This window comes from Actinophytocola sp. NPDC049390 (assembly GCF_044466355.1).
In the GTDB taxonomy this organism is placed as follows: domain Bacteria; phylum Actinomycetota; class Actinomycetes; order Mycobacteriales; family Pseudonocardiaceae; genus Actinophytocola.
In genome coordinates this window covers 115,981-132,667 of sequence record NZ_JBITMQ010000018.1, presented here as the reverse complement: position 1 = coordinate 132,667, position 16,687 = coordinate 115,981, and the positions used below count along the sequence as shown (strand labels likewise).

At 70.9% G+C, this 16,687-nt stretch carries 15 protein-coding genes and 1 riboswitch; of the genes, 11 read left to right on the top strand and 4 right to left on the bottom strand.

Annotated features, from left to right (window positions below):
- Nucleotides 1–24: 24 nt before the first annotated feature.
- Together ACIBVP_RS38735 and ACIBVP_RS38730 are read left to right on the top strand one after the other, a co-directional pair.
- Complete coding sequence (locus tag ACIBVP_RS38735) at nt 25–678, top strand: HD family hydrolase (RefSeq protein WP_396111475.1); 654 nt, start codon at nt 25–27, stop codon at nt 676–678.
- Nucleotides 679–816: 138 nt separating this feature from the next.
- Nucleotides 817–1,113 (top strand): hypothetical protein, encoded by a 297-nt coding sequence (locus tag ACIBVP_RS38730; protein ID WP_396111474.1) that lies wholly within the window; start codon nt 817–819, stop codon nt 1,111–1,113.
- 11 nt (nt 1,114–1,124) lie between these two features.
- Here the strand turns inward: ACIBVP_RS38730 and ACIBVP_RS38725 are convergent, their stop codons facing one another.
- A complete protein-coding gene (locus ACIBVP_RS38725; protein WP_396111473.1) occupies nt 1,125–1,439 on the bottom strand; it encodes a DMT family transporter in 315 nt (104 codons plus the stop codon).
- Between the two features lie 7 nt (nt 1,440–1,446).
- A riboswitch (guanidine-III (ykkC-III) riboswitch) is annotated at nt 1,447–1,515 on the bottom strand.
- 164 nt (nt 1,516–1,679) lie between these two features.
- Between ACIBVP_RS38725 and trpS the strand changes: the two genes are divergently transcribed.
- Both trpS and yhjD read left to right on the top strand, forming a co-directional pair.
- Nucleotides 1,680–2,699 (top strand): tryptophan--tRNA ligase, encoded by a 1,020-nt coding sequence (trpS, locus tag ACIBVP_RS38720; protein ID WP_396111472.1) that lies wholly within the window; start codon nt 1,680–1,682, stop codon nt 2,697–2,699.
- Between the two features lie 41 nt (nt 2,700–2,740).
- Complete coding sequence (yhjD, locus tag ACIBVP_RS38715; protein WP_396111471.1) at nt 2,741–3,763, top strand: inner membrane protein YhjD; 1,023 nt, start codon at nt 2,741–2,743, stop codon at nt 3,761–3,763.
- Nucleotides 3,764–3,767: 4 nt separating this feature from the next.
- Here the strand turns inward: yhjD and ACIBVP_RS38710 are convergent, their stop codons facing one another.
- Together ACIBVP_RS38710 and ACIBVP_RS38705 are read right to left on the bottom strand one after the other, a co-directional pair.
- Complete coding sequence (locus tag ACIBVP_RS38710) at nt 3,768–5,081, bottom strand: D-alanyl-D-alanine carboxypeptidase family protein (RefSeq protein ID WP_396111470.1); 1,314 nt, start codon at nt 5,079–5,081, stop codon at nt 3,768–3,770.
- 115 nt (nt 5,082–5,196) lie between these two features.
- Nucleotides 5,197–5,379, bottom strand: a complete 183-nt coding sequence (locus ACIBVP_RS38705; protein WP_396111469.1) for a YegP family protein — start codon at nt 5,377–5,379, stop codon at nt 5,197–5,199.
- 214 nt (nt 5,380–5,593) lie between these two features.
- On the opposite strand from ACIBVP_RS38705, the gene ACIBVP_RS38700 reads away from it, so the two are divergent.
- Nucleotides 5,594–6,709 carry an ROK family protein gene (locus ACIBVP_RS38700; RefSeq protein WP_396111560.1) on the top strand — a complete coding sequence of 372 codons (1,116 nt, stop codon included), beginning with the start codon at nt 5,594–5,596 and terminating at the stop codon, nt 6,707–6,709.
- On the opposite strand, the gene ACIBVP_RS38695 is transcribed toward ACIBVP_RS38700, so the two are convergent.
- A complete protein-coding gene (locus ACIBVP_RS38695) occupies nt 6,706–7,308 on the bottom strand; it encodes a dihydrofolate reductase family protein (RefSeq protein ID WP_396111468.1) in 603 nt (200 codons plus the stop codon). The genes ACIBVP_RS38700 and ACIBVP_RS38695 overlap by 4 nt on opposite strands.
- 84 nt (nt 7,309–7,392) lie before the next feature.
- Here ACIBVP_RS38695 and ACIBVP_RS38690 point away from each other — a divergent pair, with 84 nt between their 5' ends.
- From ACIBVP_RS38690 to ACIBVP_RS38665, 6 genes are all read left to right on the top strand, one after another.
- Complete coding sequence (locus ACIBVP_RS38690) at nt 7,393–9,960, top strand: LuxR C-terminal-related transcriptional regulator (RefSeq protein ID WP_396111467.1); 2,568 nt, start codon at nt 7,393–7,395, stop codon at nt 9,958–9,960.
- 601 nt (nt 9,961–10,561) lie between these two features.
- The gene (locus ACIBVP_RS38685) at nt 10,562–11,794 is read left to right on the top strand and encodes an ROK family protein (RefSeq protein WP_396111466.1); all 1,233 of its coding nucleotides are present in this window, start codon (nt 10,562–10,564) and stop codon (nt 11,792–11,794) included.
- 53 nt (nt 11,795–11,847) lie between these two features.
- On the top strand, nt 11,848–13,338 hold the full coding sequence (locus ACIBVP_RS38680; RefSeq protein WP_396111559.1) for a sugar ABC transporter ATP-binding protein: 1,491 nt from the start codon (nt 11,848–11,850) through the stop codon (nt 13,336–13,338).
- Nucleotides 13,335–14,366: an ABC transporter permease gene (locus ACIBVP_RS38675; RefSeq protein WP_396111465.1), complete on the top strand. Its 1,032-nt coding sequence runs from the start codon at nt 13,335–13,337 to the stop codon at nt 14,364–14,366. Before ACIBVP_RS38680 ends, ACIBVP_RS38675 begins: the two co-directional genes overlap by 4 nt.
- A 54-nt stretch (nt 14,367–14,420) precedes the next feature.
- Nucleotides 14,421–15,473, top strand: a complete 1,053-nt coding sequence (locus ACIBVP_RS38670; protein ID WP_396111464.1) for a substrate-binding domain-containing protein — start codon at nt 14,421–14,423, stop codon at nt 15,471–15,473.
- 60 nt (nt 15,474–15,533) lie between these two features.
- Nucleotides 15,534–16,685 (top strand): Gfo/Idh/MocA family protein, encoded by a 1,152-nt coding sequence (locus tag ACIBVP_RS38665; protein WP_396111463.1) that lies wholly within the window; start codon nt 15,534–15,536, stop codon nt 16,683–16,685.
- Nucleotides 16,686–16,687 lie beyond the last annotated feature (2 nt).

The window sequence follows — 16,687 nt, the reverse complement described above, 5'->3', positions numbered from 1 at the left end:
CCGGCCGGATGACAGGGTCGCGGCGTGGACGAACCCTTGCTCACCGACCGCAGGCCGCTGCCCATCGACGGGCGGCTCGGGCAGCAGCTGGCCTTCCTGATCGAGGTGGACCGGCTCAAGACGGTGCTGCGGGCGTCGACGCTGGCGGCCGCCGACCGGCGGGAGAACGACGCCGAGCACTCCTGGCACCTGGCGCTGATGGTGCCGGTGCTCGCCGAGTACGCCGACGAGCCGATCGACGTCGGCCACACGATCCGGCTGGTCGTCGTGCACGACCTCGTCGAGATCTACGCCGGGGACACCCCGATCTACAACGACGAGCTGCGCACCGACCAGGTCGAACGGGAGCTGGCGGCGGCGGACAAGCTGTTCGGGCTGCTGCCGGAGGACCAGGCCCGCGAGTTCCGGGCGTTGTGGGACGAGTTCGAGGCGCGCGAGACCCCGGAGGCGCGGTTCGCCAAGGCCATCGACCGGCTGGAGCCGAACCTGCTCAACTGGATGGCGGGCGGCGGCACGTGGCTGACGCCGGGCGTGACGGCCGACACGGTCCGGGAGAGAACCGCGCACATCGGTCAGGCGTCCAACGCACTGGGCGAGGCGATGACGGCCCTCATCGCCGGTGCGGAGCGCAACGGTTGGGTCGCCGCAGGTCAGCAGGGCGGCGCCAGACCCGCGTGATCGTCCACACGACGAGGGGTCTACTCTCCCGCGACGTACCGATTGGGCTAACTCGACACCACCGTGTGTAGGGGTTCCCGATCTGCGGCCCCCCAAACGGGGGTTCCCAAAAAGGTGACGAGCGCAGGAGGCGCACCAGTGCGCAACCGAGTTGTCTCGACGATGGTCGAGCTGGTTCGGGTGAGTGTGGTCCTGGCCCTGGTGCCGGTCGCCATGGTGACCGGTGCGGCGGTGGCGAGTGCGAGCACGGCTGACGGCGTCGCCGCGTCGAACATGCAGTTCCCCATCGGCCCGGTCGGCATCGCGGCCATCGTGGTGGGCCTGGGCGGCCTGGTGACCGGCCTGGTGCGGCACCGGCGCCGTGTCGTGGCCGCGGCCGCCGCGCCGTCCGCCCCGATAGCCGACGCCGACCCGACCGACCAGGCGGCCGCCTGACGCCTCGGGGGCTAGTGGGCGAGCTTGAGGCCGACGACCCCGACGATGATCAGCAGCAGGCAGAGCAGGCGGGCGACCGTGGCGGGCTCGTTCAGGAACAGCATCCCGAACACCGCGGTACCGACCGCGCCGATGCCCACCCACACCGCGTAGCCGGTGCCGATCGGGATGGTGCGCATGGCGTAGGCCAGCCCGCCCATGCTGAGCACGAGCGCACCGAAGAACACCAGTGACGGGACGAGCTTGGTGAACCCGGCGCTCTTGCCGAGGGCGATCGCCCAGACGGTCTCGAACAGGCCGGAGACGACGAGAATGATCCAGTTCATGGTCGGTTGCGCGTCGTCTTTGCCTGGCCGGGTACGACACGCGCTCGTCCGGGGTGCCGCCTGATCGCGGCACCGGCCCCGACGCTACCCCACACACGCCCGGCCCACCGCCGATGGAGAGCGGCTTCACCACCCCTGTGGACAGGCCCGCGGCACACCCGCGGAACTGTCGGTGGCATGCCGTAGCGTGGTTCGAGGGGGCCGGCGGCCACGCCCGCCCCGTTCTGGGAGAATCGCGCCGTGCAGGAAACGCAAGAGCGTCGCCCCCGAGTCCTGTCCGGGATCCAGCCGACGGCGGACTCGTTCCACCTCGGCAACTACCTCGGCGCGGTGCGCCAGTGGGTGGCGCTCCAGGAGACGCACGAGACGTTCTACTGCGTGGTCGACCTGCACGCGATCACCGTCGAGCACGACCCCAAGCTGCTGCGCAAACGCACCCGTGTGTCCGCGGCGCAGCTGCTGGCGCTCGGCATCGACCCCGACCGCGGCGCGCTGTTCGTCCAGAGCCACGTGCCGGAGCACGCGCAGCTCGGCTGGGTCATGCAGTGCCTCACCGGGTTCGGCGAGGCGAGCCGCATGACGCAGTTCAAGGACAAGTCCGCGAAGCAGGCACAGGACCGGATCACGCTCGGCCTGTTCGGGTATCCGTCGCTGCAGGCCGCGGACATCCTGTGCTACCAGGCGAACCACGTACCGGTCGGTGAGGACCAGCGCCAGCACCTGGAGCTGACCCGCGACCTCGCGCAGCGCTTCAACACCCGGTTCGGCAGGACGTTCACGCTGCCGGAGCCCTTCATCCTCAAGGACGCGGCCAAGATCTACGACCTGCAGGACCCCGGCGCGAAGATGAGCAAGTCCGCGTCCTCGCCGAGCGGCATCGTCGAACTGCTCGACGACCCGAAGGTGTCCGCGAAGAAGATCCGGTCCGCGGTCACCGACACCGAGCGGGAGATCGTCTACGACCCGGAGCGCAAGCCGGGCGTGTCCAACCTGCTCGTGATCCTGTCGGCGTTCACCGGCCGGTCCGCGACCGACCTGCAGGACGACTACGCGGGCAAGGGCTACGGCGACCTGAAGAAGGACGTCGCCGAGGCGCTGGTGGAGTTCGTGACCCCGGTGCAGGCTCGGGTGAAGTCCTACCTGGATGACACGGCGGAGCTGGACAAGATCCTGTCGCGGGGCGCGGAGCGGGCCCGTGAGGTGGCGTCGCGGACGCTGGCACGGACCTACGACAAGCTGGGTTTCCTGGCGCCCGCATAAAGGGTGTTCGTTCTGCGAACGCGGCCCGGGAGGGCTAGCGTTTGTCTGTGGCGGACAAAGAATCCTTCCTGACCCGGCAGCGCAGGAAGCGGCCGTGGCTCGACCACCTCGTGCGTGCGGGCGCGTCGTACACGGAGCGGTACGGCAACCACTACGCCGCCGCGATCACGTACTTCAGCGTGTTGTCGTTGTTCCCGCTCATCATGATCGCGTTCGCCGTCGCCGGTTTCGTGCTCGTGGGCAACGACGCCCTGCTGGCGGAGATGCGTGCCGGGATCGCCGACGCGGTGCCGTCCGGCCTGGGCGAGACGATCAACGACGTCGTCGACAAGGCCATCGAGTCCCGTGGCACGGTCGGTGTGATCGGTCTGCTCGCGGCGGTGTACTCGGGTCTCGGCTGGATGTCGAACCTGCGGGACGCGCTGACCGCACAGTGGGGTCAGGAGAACAAGCAGCGGCCCTTCCTGTCCACAATGGTCAAGGACCTGCTGGCGCTGCTCGGTCTCGGTCTCGCACTGGCTGTCTCGTTCGGGCTGTCCGCCGCGGGCGGTGGACTCGGCTCGTGGCTGCTGGGCCTCGTCGGCCTGGAGGACGACGCGTGGGCGCTGTTCCTCCTGCGGCTCGCGACCATCGTCCTGTCGCTCGCCGCGAACTGGTTGGTGTTCCTGTGGGTCCTCTCCCGCCTGCCACGCGAACGCGTCAGCGCGCGGTCCGCGATCCGCGGCGCCATCGCGGCCGCGGTCGGTTTCGAGATCCTCAAACAGGTCTTCACGATCTACCTGGCGACCGTCACGGCGTCCCCGGCGGGCTCCCTGTTCGGCCCGATCCTCGGTCTCCTGCTGTTCGCGAACTTCGTGTCCCGCTTCCTGCTGTTCATCACCGCGTGGACCGCGACGGCACGCGAGAACATCGTGAAGGAGCCACCGGCGCCGCCCCCGCCCGCCGTGATCAGCCCGCGCATGGTCGTCCGCAAGGGTCCGGACGCGCGGAGCGCGATGAGCCTGGTCGGCGTGGGCACGATGCTGGGCCTGTTGCTGCGCAAGCGAAAGCGCCCGACGGAGTAGGTCCTCAGCGGGCGGCGCGCGCCGCGCGGGCCCTGCGGCGCCGCAGCCACATGGCCAACGTCACCAGCACCGCCAACCCGGCCAGGATCACCAACGGCAGGCCGACGTTCCCGAACGCGGACCGGTCGGTCTCCGCCTCCGTGGACTTGTTCTCGGCGGGCTTGTCCGCCGACCCGGACTCGGTCGGCTCGGACCGCTGGTTCGGGTTCGGCTTCGGCTGCACGTCCGGGGACTGCGTCACCAGCTCACCGACCGGCTCGGCATCCGCGGCGGCCAGCGCGAAGCCGTAGTCCAGCAGTGCGGCACCCTGCTGCGCGAGCGGCTCCTGCTCCCGCTCCCCGCGTAACAGCACCACCGCCAGCCGCCTGCCGTCGCGTTCCGCGGCGCCGACGTAGGTGTGCCGGGCGTCGTCGGTGAACCCGGTCTTGCCGCCGAGGAAGCCCTCGTACTCACCGAGCAGCCGGTTGTCGTTGTTGACCTGGAAACCGGGCCGTCCGCCGTACCCGGGGAAGTCGATTCGCGGGGTCTTGGCGGCCTTCGCGAACTCCTCGTGCTGCATGGCGGCGCGGAAGATCAGGCTCTGGTCGTAGGCGGAGGTCATCATGCCCGGTCCGTCGAGCCCCGACGGGGTCGCCGCGCGGGTGTCCAGCGCGCCGAGCTCCTTGGCCAGCGCGTTCATCTTCTCGAGCGCCGCCTCGGTGCCGCCGAGCGCCCTGGCCAGCGCGTACGCCGCGTCGTTGCCGGAACGCATCACCAGCGCATCCAGCAGCAGTTCGACCGTGTACTCGCCACCGGGGCCGATGCCGACCCGCGTGCCTTCCTGGTTCGCGTCCTCCTGCGTGCCGGTGACGACCGTCTCCGGGCGCAGCTCGCGGATCACCACGATCGCCAGCAGCACCTTGATCAGCGACGCGGGCCGCTCGCGGGCGTGCGGGTCCTTCGCGGCGAGGACGGCGCCGGAGTCGAGGTCGGAGATCGCCCACGTGGCCGCGGTGACGGTCGGCGGGGCCTCACTGCCCTCTGGCTGCACGAGGCCGCACTCACCCATGCGTGTTCCCCCGACCGGGTCTTCGGGCACGGGGAGTGGTTCCGGGCTCGGCTCGCCGGGCTTCGGCTCCTCCGACGTGTCGACGGGCGGAGGCGGGAGCTGGCGGTTCTGGCACGCGCCCTGCGTGGTGTCGTTCTCACCGGTCGTCGGCTCCGCCTGGCCCGCGGAGCGTGCGGCCGCGGCGCCGGGAGCGGCGACGATTGTGGTGATGACCAGGGCGCACAGCGACAGGACGAGAGCCGGAACGAACCTGATGGCTGCGTGGCGCACGGAGGGAAGCCTAGGACGTACGCGTCGTGCACCCGCGCCGACCCTCTGCGAAGGCCGGGAAAAGGGCTTTGCTAGCGCGGAGCCGGCAAAGCCCCTTTTCGGGTGAAAACCGAAATCACGAAGTCTGGTCGTCGACCTCGGCCTCGGCGGCGGCCCGCTTGACGGCGTCGACGCCGTTGATGACACCCGACTTCGTCGTGTAGCTCTCGCCGGTGGCGACGATCTCGCCGTTGCCCGCCTTCAGACGGAACCGGTACTCGCCCTTCGCGTCCGTGTAGATCTCGAACTTCGCGGCCATGTGGTGCTCCAGTCAGCTCTGACGTGTGTGTTCGCCGCGGCCACGGTGGAAATGCGGTGGGGATCGCGGGGACGCGGGCGCCGCAGTTTACGTCCGCCGAGCGCCGGTTTGGGGATAGATTGGACAGGTGAACGCGCCGAGCCCCGGACAGCAGGCGAGGGTGTCCTCGCGACAGCAGTCAAGGCTGCTCGCCCTACTGCGCGACGAGGGCCCCATGTCGCGCGTCGCGCTCGGCGAGCGGCTCGACCTGCCCCGCGCGAAGCTGACGGGCGAGCTGTCGCGCCTGGTGGACACGGGTCTCGTCGAGATCGGCGGGCCCGCCGCGAGCCGCGGCGGGCGGCGGTCCACGCTCGTCCACCTCGCCGACGACCTCCGGTTCGTCGCCGCCGACGTCGGCGCGACCTCGGTCAACGTCGCCATCACCGACGCCCGCTGCGAGGTGCTCGCGAGCCAGAGCGAGGAGTGCGACGTCCGCCAGGGCCCCACACCCGTGCTCGGCCGCGTGGTCGACCTCGCCGAACGCGTGCTCCAGAAGACGCCGGGCCGGCTCATGGGCGCGGGCATCGGCCTGCCGGGCCCGGTGAGCTTCCGCGACGGCATGCCGGTCGCGCCGCCGATCATGCCCGGCTGGGACCGCTACCCCGTGCGGGACGAGCTGGCGGGCAAGTGGGGCTGCCCCGTCACGGTCGACAACGACGTGAACGTCATGGCCCTCGGCGAGCGGCACGCCGGTGTGGCCCGCTCGCTCGACGACCTCATCTTCGTCAAGGTCGGCACCGGCATCGGCTGCGGGATCGTGCTCGGCGGCAAGGTGTACCGGGGCGTCGCCGGCACAGCGGGCGACATCGGGCACATCCGGCTCGACGACTACGGCCCGGCCTGCGCGTGCGGTGAGGTCGGCTGCCTCGAGGCGTACTTCGGTGGCGCCGCGCTCGCCCGCGACGCGCTGACCCTGGCCCGCTCCGGCCGCTCGACGATGCTCGCCGAGAAGCTGACCGACCACGGCAGGCTCAACGCCCAGGACGTCGGCGACGCCGCGGTGGCCGGTGACTTCGCGGCCGCGAACCTCGTGCGCGAGGGCGGCAGGCGCCTCGGGCACGTGGTCGCGTCGCTGGTCAGCTTCCTCAACCCGGGGATGGTCGTGATCGGCGGCGGCGTGTCCCGCCTCGGGCACCCGCTGCTGGCGGAGGTCCGCAGCTCGGTGTACCGCCGCTCGCTGCCGCTGGCCACGGGCAACCTGCCGATCGTGCTGTCGGAACTGGGTGACCTGGCGGGCGTGACGGGCGCGGCCTGGTCGGCAACCGACCGCGCGTTCGCCCCCATGAACTAGCGAAGCCGGTCGTAGACCAGCACCACCGCGCCGGTGTCGGTGGTCGTCACGTCGGTGAGGCTCCAGGACGTCGACGCGAAGCCGTCCTCGAACAGGCGGACGCCGCCACCGGACAGTTCCGGGCACAGGACCATGCTGATCCGGTCGACCTCGTCGGCGGCGAGCAGCGCGCGGACCAGGCTCAGGCTGTTCTGGACGATGATGTCCCCGCCGTCCTGCTCGCGCAGCTCCTTGACGACCTCGGCCGGGTCGGCGTCGACGATCCGGGCACCGGTCCAGTCCGTCTCGGTGAGGGTCGTGGAGAACACGACCTTCTCCACCGTGTCCAGCCACTGCCCGTAGGCCCGGTCGCGGGGGTCGGCGTTCTCGTCCTGGCCGACCACGGGCCAGTAGCCGCGGAAGCCCTCGTAGTTGCGCCGCCCGAGCAGCGCGGTGGTGCCGTGGTTGACGAAGCTGGTCATCATTTCCCTGGCCTGGTCGCTGACCGCGTGCTTGGCGACCCAGCTCATGTCGGTCGGGCCGCCGGGGCCGGTCACGTATCCGTCGAGGGAAACGCTGAAGCTCGCTACGACGGTGCGCTTGTCGTTCGTCTCTGTCATGACATGAATGGTGGTCGCGGCGCCGGGCCCATGCGTCTGCCAGGTGGCAGATGTTTCGCGCACCGGGTGGCAGACTCCGGAGCCATGGTGAGCCGCCTTCCGGGGGACCTGTCGACGTTCGTCGGCAGGGCGGCGGAACTCGCGTCGGTCACGCAGGCGCTGCGCGAGCACCGGCTGGTGACGGTGGCCGGACCGGGCGGCTGCGGCAAGACGAGGCTCGCCGTCCGGGCCGCGCGGGCGGTGTCGGGGGACGAGGCGATCTGGGTCGACCTGTCCGAGGAGACCCACGACGACCAGGTCGTGGCGCGGGTGGCCGAGGCACTCGCGGTGCCGGTGCCGCACGCGGACCCGGCGGCGCTGGTCGCCACGCTGGCCGACGGCCCGGCCATGGTCGTGCTCGACAACTGCGAGCAGGTGCGGGCGGGCGCGGCCGCGTTCGCGGGGGTCGCGCTGAGCCGCTGCCCGGAGCTGACGGTCCTCGCGACGAGCCGCGAACCGCTCGGGATCGCGGGTGAACGCGTCTGGCGGCTGACGCCGATGGTGCTGCCCGAGGCGATCGACCTGCTGCTCGCACGTGCCGGTGCCACGTCGGACGACCACGAGGCACGCGCGGCGGCCCGCCGGATCTGCGACCGCCTGGACCGGTTGCCGCTGGCGCTGGAGCTGACCGCGTCATGGGCGGGCACGCTGTCGCTGCGGGAGATCGCGGAGATGCTGCACGAGGGCGCCGACCACCCACTGCTGGACGGCGGCGGGCGGCAGGCCCCGTTCCGGCAACGCAGCCTGGCCGACTCGATGGACTGGAGCCACCGGCTGCTCACCGAGGACGAGCGGGTGCTGCTGCGCAGGCTCGCCCCGTTCCAGCAGTTCGGCGCGGACGCGGTACGGGCGATGGGCGACGGGATGCTCACCGCGCTGCGTGGACTTGTCGACAAGTCACTGGTCGTCTGCGACGTGTCGGGCCCGCGAGCGCGGTACCGCATGCTGACGGTGGTGTCGGAGTACGCACGGGCCCGCCTCCGCGCGGCCGGGGAGGAAACGGAGGCCAGGCACCGGCACGCACAGGTCCACCTGGACCTGTTGGGGGCGCTGGAACCGCTGGCGGCGGCGGACAAGGACCGCTGGCGTGAGCGGGTCCACGAGTTCCGCGCCGACCTGCGGTCCGCGGCCGAGTGGTGCCTCGCCGGCGGTGACGTCGACCTGGGCCGCCGGCTGTGCGTGGCGGCGGCGTGGTGGTGGCACCTGACCGGCGACAGGGCGGGCCGGGAGCTCCTTCGTCGGGCCGCGGCACTGGACCCGGGCGACGACGACGCGCTGCAGGCCAGGGTCCTGGTGTCGTTGGCGCTGGTGGGCGAGGTCGTGGGCCCGGACGCGGACACCTTCGCGGCGGCGGCGAGGGCGGCGGCGCTGAGCGAGGACACCGGCACGAGGTTGCTGGCACAGCAACTGACCGCGATCGGCCTGCTCCACGAGGACCTCGACGCGGCGCGCGCACTGGCCGTGCGAACCCACGACGAGGCGACCGAGGACCCGTTCAGCCGGGACGCGGCCGGGGTGCTGGTGGGCCTCATCGACCAGCTGGCCGACAACCACACGAGCGCACGCCAGTGGCTGGAGCGATCGGCACCGGCCCTCCTGAGCAGGGGCGACCGGGGAATAGCGACGACGGGCCTGGCCGCGCTGGCGATCGGCCAAGCCAACACAGGTGACCTGGCAGCGGCGGAGGAGACCGCGCACCGAGCCAGGGAAGCGGCCGCACCCCTGCACGACTTCGTCCGCTTCGGCACAGCGGCGTGGACCCTGGCACGGGTCACGGCGCTACGCGGCCGCCCATCGGAAGCGGAAACGATCCTGGACGAGCTGCAACGGGTGATCGACGAGGCGTCGACGCCACCGTACGTCCCGGGCTGGTTCGCGACGAGAGCACAGGTGGCACTGTGGCGCGGCGCGGTGGCGACGGCACTGGACTGGTGCGAACGCGAGCGGCACGCGTTCACCCCGGACCTGCTGCTGACCCACGCGGCGGCACTGCGCACCGCGGGTGACGAGGAGGGCGCGCGGCAACGCCTGGAGGAGGCGTCGGCGTCACCGACGCTGGCGGGCATGCCGTTGCTGAGGTCGGCGGCGCTGGCGGAACGAGCGGAACAGCTGGCCCCGACCGACCCGGTGGCAGCAGCGGACCTGCACCGCGACGCACTACGCGTCCGCCACGGACACGGCCTGGTCCTCGGCTGCGTCGACAGCCTGGAAGCACTGGCAACCCTGGCAGGCACACCGGACCGGTCGGGCCTGCTGTTCGGCGCGGCGGCCCGAGCCCGCGACGAGACCGGCTACGAGGCCGGACGTCCACAGGTCGAGTTGGGACTGGAGCGAGGCCGCGCACTCACGCTGGACCAGGCGGTGGACCGCGTACTGCGCGTCCGGCGGCTGGCGTCCCGCCCGGTGACCGGATGGGCGAGCCTCACCCCGGCGGAACGCTCGGTGGCGGAACTGGCGGTGCGCGGCCTGAGCAACCCGCAGATCGCGGCGGAGCTGTTCATCGGACGGGGCACGGTGAAGACCCACCTGGCCCGCGCCTACGCCAAGCTGGGCGTGGCCAACAGAACAGAACTGGCCCGCACATCAACAGAGGGCGACCCGGGACGTCGCTGACATCCCGCCTTCCAGACGTCGAGCCTCCGCCCCGAGCACCCAGCGCCGCGACAGCCCCGCCCGCGGAGCGGGCCCCAGCCCCGTGCACAAGCCAGGCGCAGCCCACAAAGACGGCGTGCAGGTAGACCCATCCTCGCCAAATCTCAGCACGCCGGAATCGTGAGGCCCCCTCCCCGAGAGCAGCCCGTCCGGCGAGGACACCACCCCACGCAGAGGCCACCAAAACTCCCGCTGACCAGCGAAAACAAGCCCCCAGTGCGTAACCTCAACCCCCACCCGATCCCGGGGGCCACCCGCCATGCCAGCCTACCGGTACCCACCGACAGAACCGGGCCGACAGCGGTCGGCTGTGGACAACCCGCCGCCCTGTGGACAACTCCCCGTGCGGGTCCGGTCACAGGACTCTGTGTTCTCTTTCACGCTTCGCGCCCGACGGGTTGACTTCCAGCCGGTTTGACAGGACTTTTGCTCAGAACAAACGAAAGATCGATCCAGATGTTGCGCCAAACGGGGTATTGCGAGACACGAGGACCCTAAGACACCCTGCATTGTGAGTTAGAGCACCGGTCTTCGATCGGGCCCTCAACGAAGTGGAGCGCCGGTGGGCCAGAGCCGCCCGGCAGACCAGGCCGGTCTGCGCCGAGGGAACCTCGCGCTGCTCGTGCGTACCCTCCGCGAGCACGGCGCGCTGTCCCGCGCGCAGTTGGCCGTGCGCTCCGGGCTCTCCAAGGCCACCGTCTCCAGCCTCGTCACCGACCTCGAGGCGCGCGGACTCGTGCACGACGCCGGGATCTCCGCCGGCGGCCAGGGCAGACCCGGGCAGCTCGTCGACCTGCGGCCCGACAGCGTGTGCGGTGTCGGGCTCGACGTGCACGTCGGGCACGTCGGCGCGTTCGTCACCGATCTCGGCGGGCAGGTCCTGTTCCAGCGACGGGTCACGGCGGACGTCCCGGGCATGGGGCCCGAGAAGACCCTGGATCAGCTCGCGCAACTCGCTGCCGAGGCCATGGCGGAGCTCAAGAACGCCGTCGGTGTCACGGTGTCCGTGCCCGGCCTGGTCGACACCGCCGCGGGCACCGTCACCTTCTCGCCGCGGCTGCGCTGGCGGGACGTGGCCGTCGCCGACGGGCTCGCCGCGCGTACCGGGCTCGCGCTCGACCGGATCGTCGTCGACAACGACGCGAACCTCGGGGCGCTCGCCGAGCAGGCCGACTCCGATGTCGCCGACCTCGTCTACCTCACCGGTGACTTCGGCATCGGCGGCGGCGTCATCGCGGGCGGCCGCCTCGTGCGCGGGTCGATCGGGTTCGCGGGCGAGATCGGGCACATGGCCATGGACCCGCTCGGGCCCTACTGCTCCTGCGGGCGCCGCGGCTGCTGGGAGACGCAGGTCGGGCTCGGGGCGCTGCTGCACGCCTGCGCCGACCCCGACGACCCGATCCGCGACCCCGGCCTCGACCTCGACCAGCGGATGCGGATGGTCCGCGCCCGCGCGGAACAGCACGACCGGCGCACGCTCGACGCGCTCCACCAGATCGGCACCGCCCTGGGGCTGGGCGTCTCGTTCCTGGTGAACCTGCTCAACCCGGCCGTCGTCGTGCTCGGCGGGTACTTCGCCGCGCTGCCGGAGTGGCTCGTCGAGCCGATCCGCAACCAGGTCGTGGCCCACGTTCTCGCACCCGGCGCGGGCGGCGCCAGGGTGGTCGGCTCGCGGTTGGGCTTCACCGCGGCGACCACCGGCGGCGCGCTGGCGTCGTTGCGCCGGGTGCTCGACGACCCGACGGTCGTGCCCGTCATCCAGACCGCCGAGGAACCAGAGGAGGCGCCGGCGTGAGCGAGAGCGAAGGAACGGGCGCTGTGAGCGATCCCGCTGAGGTGCTGTTGGCCATGTCCGGCATCGTGAAGACCTTCCCGGGTGTGCGTGCCCTCGACGGGGTGGACCTGGAGGTCCGCGCCGGCGAGGTGCACTGCCTGCTCGGGCAGAACGGTGCGGGCAAGTCGACGCTGATCAAGGTGCTCGCGGGGGCGCACCAGCCGGACGAAGGCGTGATCACCTGGCGCGGTGCGCCCGCGACGCTCGGCTCGCCGGTCGCCGCGCTCAAGCTGGGTGTCGCGACCATGTACCAGGAGCTGGACCTCGTCGAGGGGCTCTCGGTCGCGGAGAACATCTTCCTCGGCCACGAGCCCGCCACGTTCGGGTTCAGCAACCGCCGCGCCGCCCGCAACAAGGCCCGCGAGCTGATGGCCCGCCTCGGGCACCCGGAGATCCCGCCGAGCCGCGAGGTCGGGCTGCTGTCCGCGGCGGGCCAGCAGCTGGTGTCGATGGCACGCGCGCTCGTGCACGACGCCCGGCTGATCGTGATGGACGAGCCGACCGCCGCGCTCGCCGCCGACGAGGTCGACAACCTGTTCCGGGTCGTCGAGGACCTGACCGACGACGGGGTCGCGGTCGTCTACATCTCCCACCGCCTCGAGGAGATCCGCCGCATCGGCGACCGGGTCACCGTGCTGAAGGACGGCCGCACCGTCGGGTCGAACCTGCCCGCCGACACCCCGACCTCCGAGCTGGTCAACCTGATGTCCGGCAAGCAGGTCGAGACCGTCTTCCCGCACCGCGACGTGTCCACTGTGGACGAGGACAACGAGGTGCTGCGGGTCGAGAACCTGACGCGTGGCAGCGAGTTCTCCGACGTCAGCTTCACCGTGCGGGCCGGTGAGATCGTCGGCATCGCGGGCCTGGTCGGCGCCGGGCGCAGCGAGGTGCTCGAGACCGTCTACGGCGCACGTAAGGCCGACGCCGGTTCCGTGTGGGTGAACGGGAAGCGGCTCAAACCCGGCAGTGTGATCGCCGCGGTCGCCGCCGGGATCGGGCTCGCGCCGGAGGAACGCAAGAGCCAGGGCCTGCTGCTCGACCAGTCGGTCGCGAACAACGTGACGCTCGCGAGCCTGCCCGCGTACAGCAGGCTCGGGTTCACCGACCGCGGCAGGGAACTCCGCGACTCGCGGGCGACGCTCGAGCGGCTGGACCTGCGGCCCGCGGACCCGCGCCGCGAGGTGCGCACGCTGTCGGGCGGCAACCAGCAGAAGGCGGTCGTCGCCCGGTGGCTGGTGCGGGACACGAAGGTGCTGTTGCTGGACGAGCCGACCCGCGGCGTGGACGTCGGGGCGCGGGCCGAGCTCTACCGGCTGATCCACGAGCTGGCCGCGACAGGTGTCGCGGTGCTGCTCGTCTCCAGCGAGGTGCCCGAGGTGCTCGGGCTGTCCGACCGGGTGCTCGTGATGAGGGAGGGGCGGGTGCTCACCGAGGCACCCGCCGGCGAGCTGACGGAGGCGGCCATTTTGGACATGGTGATGGAAGGCAGCGAGGTCATGGCATGAGCGACGTGAGTGAGAAGACTCCGTCCACAGTGGAGGAACCGGTCCAGACGGGACCGACGAAGGGTGTGCGCACGCCGAGCGGGCTGCGGATGGACATCCGGCTGACCATCCTCATCGGCGTGCTCGTCGCGCTGTGCGCGGTCGGCTACGCCCTCAACCCGGAGTCGTTCCTCGGCGAGAGCAACATCTCCATCATGCTGCGGCTCGCCGCCGCGATCGGCGTGGTCAGCGTCGGCATGACGTTCGTGATCATCGCGGGCGGCATCGACCTGTCGGTCGGCTCGATGGTGGCGCTCGCCAGCGTGTGGATGACCACGGTCGCCACACAGGCGTACGGCCCGTTCGTGATGGTGATCTGCGCGCTGGCCGTCGGTCTCGGCGCCGGTCTCGTCAACGGCATGCTGATCGCGTACGGCAAGGTCGTGCCGTTCATCGCCACGCTCGCCATGTACGCGTCCGCGCGCGGTCTCGCCGAACGCCTGTCCGGCAGGCAGACGCAGACCGTGTCCGAGCAGGGCTTCCTCGAGTTCTTCCGCGGCGACATCCTCGGCATCCCGGTGCTGATCTGGATGCTCGCGCTGGTGTTCGCCGTCGGCTGGGTGGTGCTCAACCGCACCACGTTCGGCCGTCGCACGTTCGCGGTCGGCGGCAACGCGGAAGCCGCCCGGCTCGCCGGCATCAACGTCAAGCTGCACACGGCGATGGTCTACGGCATCGCCGGCCTGTGCTGCGGCATCGCCGCGATCATGGTCGTCGCCCGCACCACATCGGGTGCCTCGACCAACGGCATGTTCTACGAGCTGGACGCCATCGCGGCGGTCGTCATCGGCGGCACGCTGCTCACCGGTGGGCGCGGCACGCTGATCGGCACCCTCATCGGCGTGCTGATCTTCACCGTGGTGAACAGCATCTTCACGCAGAACAACCTCGACACCGCCACCCAGAACATCGCCAAGGGCGTGATCATCGTGGCCGCGGTGCTGCTGCAGACCGCGTCCGCGCGCACCCGCAAGTCAGCACGAACATAGAGCCTGCAACCGAAAACCCCGACACAGTAAGACCTTCAGTACAAGGGAGTACCCATGTCCATGGACCCGTCACTGGCCCGCCGCCGGTTCCTCTTCGGTGCTGGCGCGCTCGGCGCGAGCGCCGTGCTCGTCGGCTGCACCTCCAACGAGTCCGGTGCCGACCAGCCGCAGCAGGTCGCGCAGGGCGGTGGTGACAACGCCGCGAAGGGCAAGCAGGTCACCATCGGCTTCTCCGCGCCGGCGGCGGACCACGGCTGGATCGCGGCCATCACCAAGAACGCGCAGGCGCAGGCCGAGGCGTTCGAGGACGTCACGTTCAACGCCACCGAGGGCACGAACGACGTCAACCAGCAGATCGCACAGGTCGAGACGCTGATCAACGACAAGGTCGACGTGCTCGTGATCCTGCCGTTCGACGGCAAGGCGCTCACCGCGACCGGCCAGGCGGCGATGGACGCGGGCATCCCGGTGATCAACCTGGACCGCATCTTCGACACGCCGCTCGCGTACCGCACCTGGATCGGTGGCGACAACTACCGGATGGGTGTCAACGCCGGCAACTACATCGCCGAGCAGATGAAGGCCAAGGGCGTCTCGAACCCGGTCATCGGCGAGGTGGCGGGCATCGACTCGCTGCCGCTGACCCAGGAACGCAGCAAGGGCTTCAAGGACGCGCTCGCCAAGGCCGGTCTGCAGGTCGGGCCGCGGGTCGCGGCCGAGTTCACGGTGGAGTCCGGTGAGCGGCAGACCGCGAACCTGCTGCAGGGCGCCAGCAAGCTCGACGCGCTGTGGAACCACGACGACGACCAGGGCGTCGGCGTGCTGGCGGCGATCACCGCGGCCAACCGCACCGAGTTCATCATGGTCGGCGGCGCGGGTTCGAAGGCCGCGATGGACCACATCAAGGCGGACAACAACGTCCTGAAGGCGACCGTCCTCTACAACCCGTCGATGGCGTCCTCCGCCGTGTCGCTGGCCCGCCTGCTCGGCCAGTCGAAGGGCATGGGTGACCTCGCCGAGCACGAGATCCCCTCGTCGATCACGACCTACTCGGCCGTGGTCACGAAGGAGAACGTCGACGACTACATGGACGTCGGCTTCTCCTGATCGTGCCGGAAGCGGGTGTGTTGGCGAACTTCTTGGTGAAGAAGAAAGACGGAGGGTGAGATGACAGAGGGCAGCGGGGGACGGATCGGGGTCGGCATGGTCGGCCACGCGTTCATGGGTGCGGTGCACTCCCATGCGTGGCGGACCGCGCACCGGTTCTTCGACCTGCCGGTGACACCGGAACTCGCCGTGCTCGGTGGGCGTGACCTCGCGCGCACCAAGGCGGCCGCGGCGAAGTTCGGGTTCGCCAGCGTGCAGACCGACTGGCGTGAGCTGGTCAACTCGCCCGACGTGCAGATCGTGGACATCTGCACGCCGGGCGACTCGCACTGCGAGATCGCCGTGGCGGCGCTCGAGGCGGGCAAGCACGTGCTGTGCGAGAAGCCGCTCGCCAACACCGTCGAGGAGGCGGAGGCGATGACGGCGGCGGCTGAGGCGGCCAAGGAGCGGGGGGTGCGCTCCATGGTGGCCTTCAACTACCGCCGCGTGCCCGCCATCGCCTACGCGCGCAAGCTGATCGAGGCCGGTCGGCTCGGCGAGATCCGGCACGTCCGCGCGCTGTACCTGCAGGACTGGCTGTCCGACGAGAACGCGCCGATGACGTGGCGGCTGCGCAAGGAGTCCGCGGGCTCCGGCGCGCTCGGCGACCTCGGCGCGCACATCGTCGACGCCACGCAGTACCTCGTCGGCGAGCTGCTGACCGGGGTTTCCGCGCTCACCAACACCTTCGTCGCGAAGCGCCCCGACGAGTCCGGCGAGAAGATCGACGACGTGACCGTCGACGACGCGGCGGTCTTCTTCGGACGGTTCGCCAGTGGCGCCCTCGCCACCTACGAGGCCACCCGGTTCGCGCTGGGCCGCAAGAACGGCATGTCCGTCGAGATCAACGGCTCGCTCGGCTCGCTGCGCTTCGAGTTCGAGTCCATGAACGAGCTGTACTTCTTCGACGGCGCGAACGCGGACGACGAGGGCGGCTTCCGCCGCATCCTCGTGACCGAGCCGACGCACCCGTACGTCGGTGCCTGGTGGCCGCCGGGCCACCTGCTCGGGTACGAGCACACCTTCACCCACGAGGTCGTGGACTTCGTGCGCGCGATCCACACGGGGATCGACCCGGCACCGTCCTTCGCGGACGGGCTCCAAGTGCAGCGGGTGCTCGGTGCTGTCGAGCGCAGTGCCGAGAACGGTTCGGCATGGACGGAGGTCCAGTAGGT

Bases quoted from the DNA above. Each gene is read 5' to 3' on its own strand.
- ACIBVP_RS38725 (WP_396111473.1), bottom strand. From the start codon at position 1,439: ATGAACTGGATCATTCTCGTCGTCTCCGGCCTGTTCGAGACCGTCTGG.
- ACIBVP_RS38705 (WP_396111469.1), bottom strand. From the start codon at position 5,379: ATGGCCGCGAAGTTCGAGATCTACACGGACGCGAAGGGCGAGTACCGG.
- ACIBVP_RS38700 (WP_396111560.1), top strand. From the start codon at position 5,594: ATGTCGCGCGTCGCGCTCGGCGAGCGGCTCGACCTGCCCCGCGCGAAG.
- ACIBVP_RS38695 (WP_396111468.1), bottom strand. From the start codon at position 7,308: ATGACAGAGACGAACGACAAGCGCACCGTCGTAGCGAGCTTCAGCGTT.
- ACIBVP_RS38690 (WP_396111467.1), top strand. From the start codon at position 7,393: ATGGTGAGCCGCCTTCCGGGGGACCTGTCGACGTTCGTCGGCAGGGCG.
- ACIBVP_RS38680 (WP_396111559.1), top strand. From the start codon at position 11,848: ATGTCCGGCATCGTGAAGACCTTCCCGGGTGTGCGTGCCCTCGACGGG.
- ACIBVP_RS38675 (WP_396111465.1), top strand. From the start codon at position 13,335: ATGAGCGACGTGAGTGAGAAGACTCCGTCCACAGTGGAGGAACCGGTC.
- ACIBVP_RS38670 (WP_396111464.1), top strand. From the start codon at position 14,421: ATGTCCATGGACCCGTCACTGGCCCGCCGCCGGTTCCTCTTCGGTGCT.
- ACIBVP_RS38665 (WP_396111463.1), top strand. From the start codon at position 15,534: ATGACAGAGGGCAGCGGGGGACGGATCGGGGTCGGCATGGTCGGCCAC.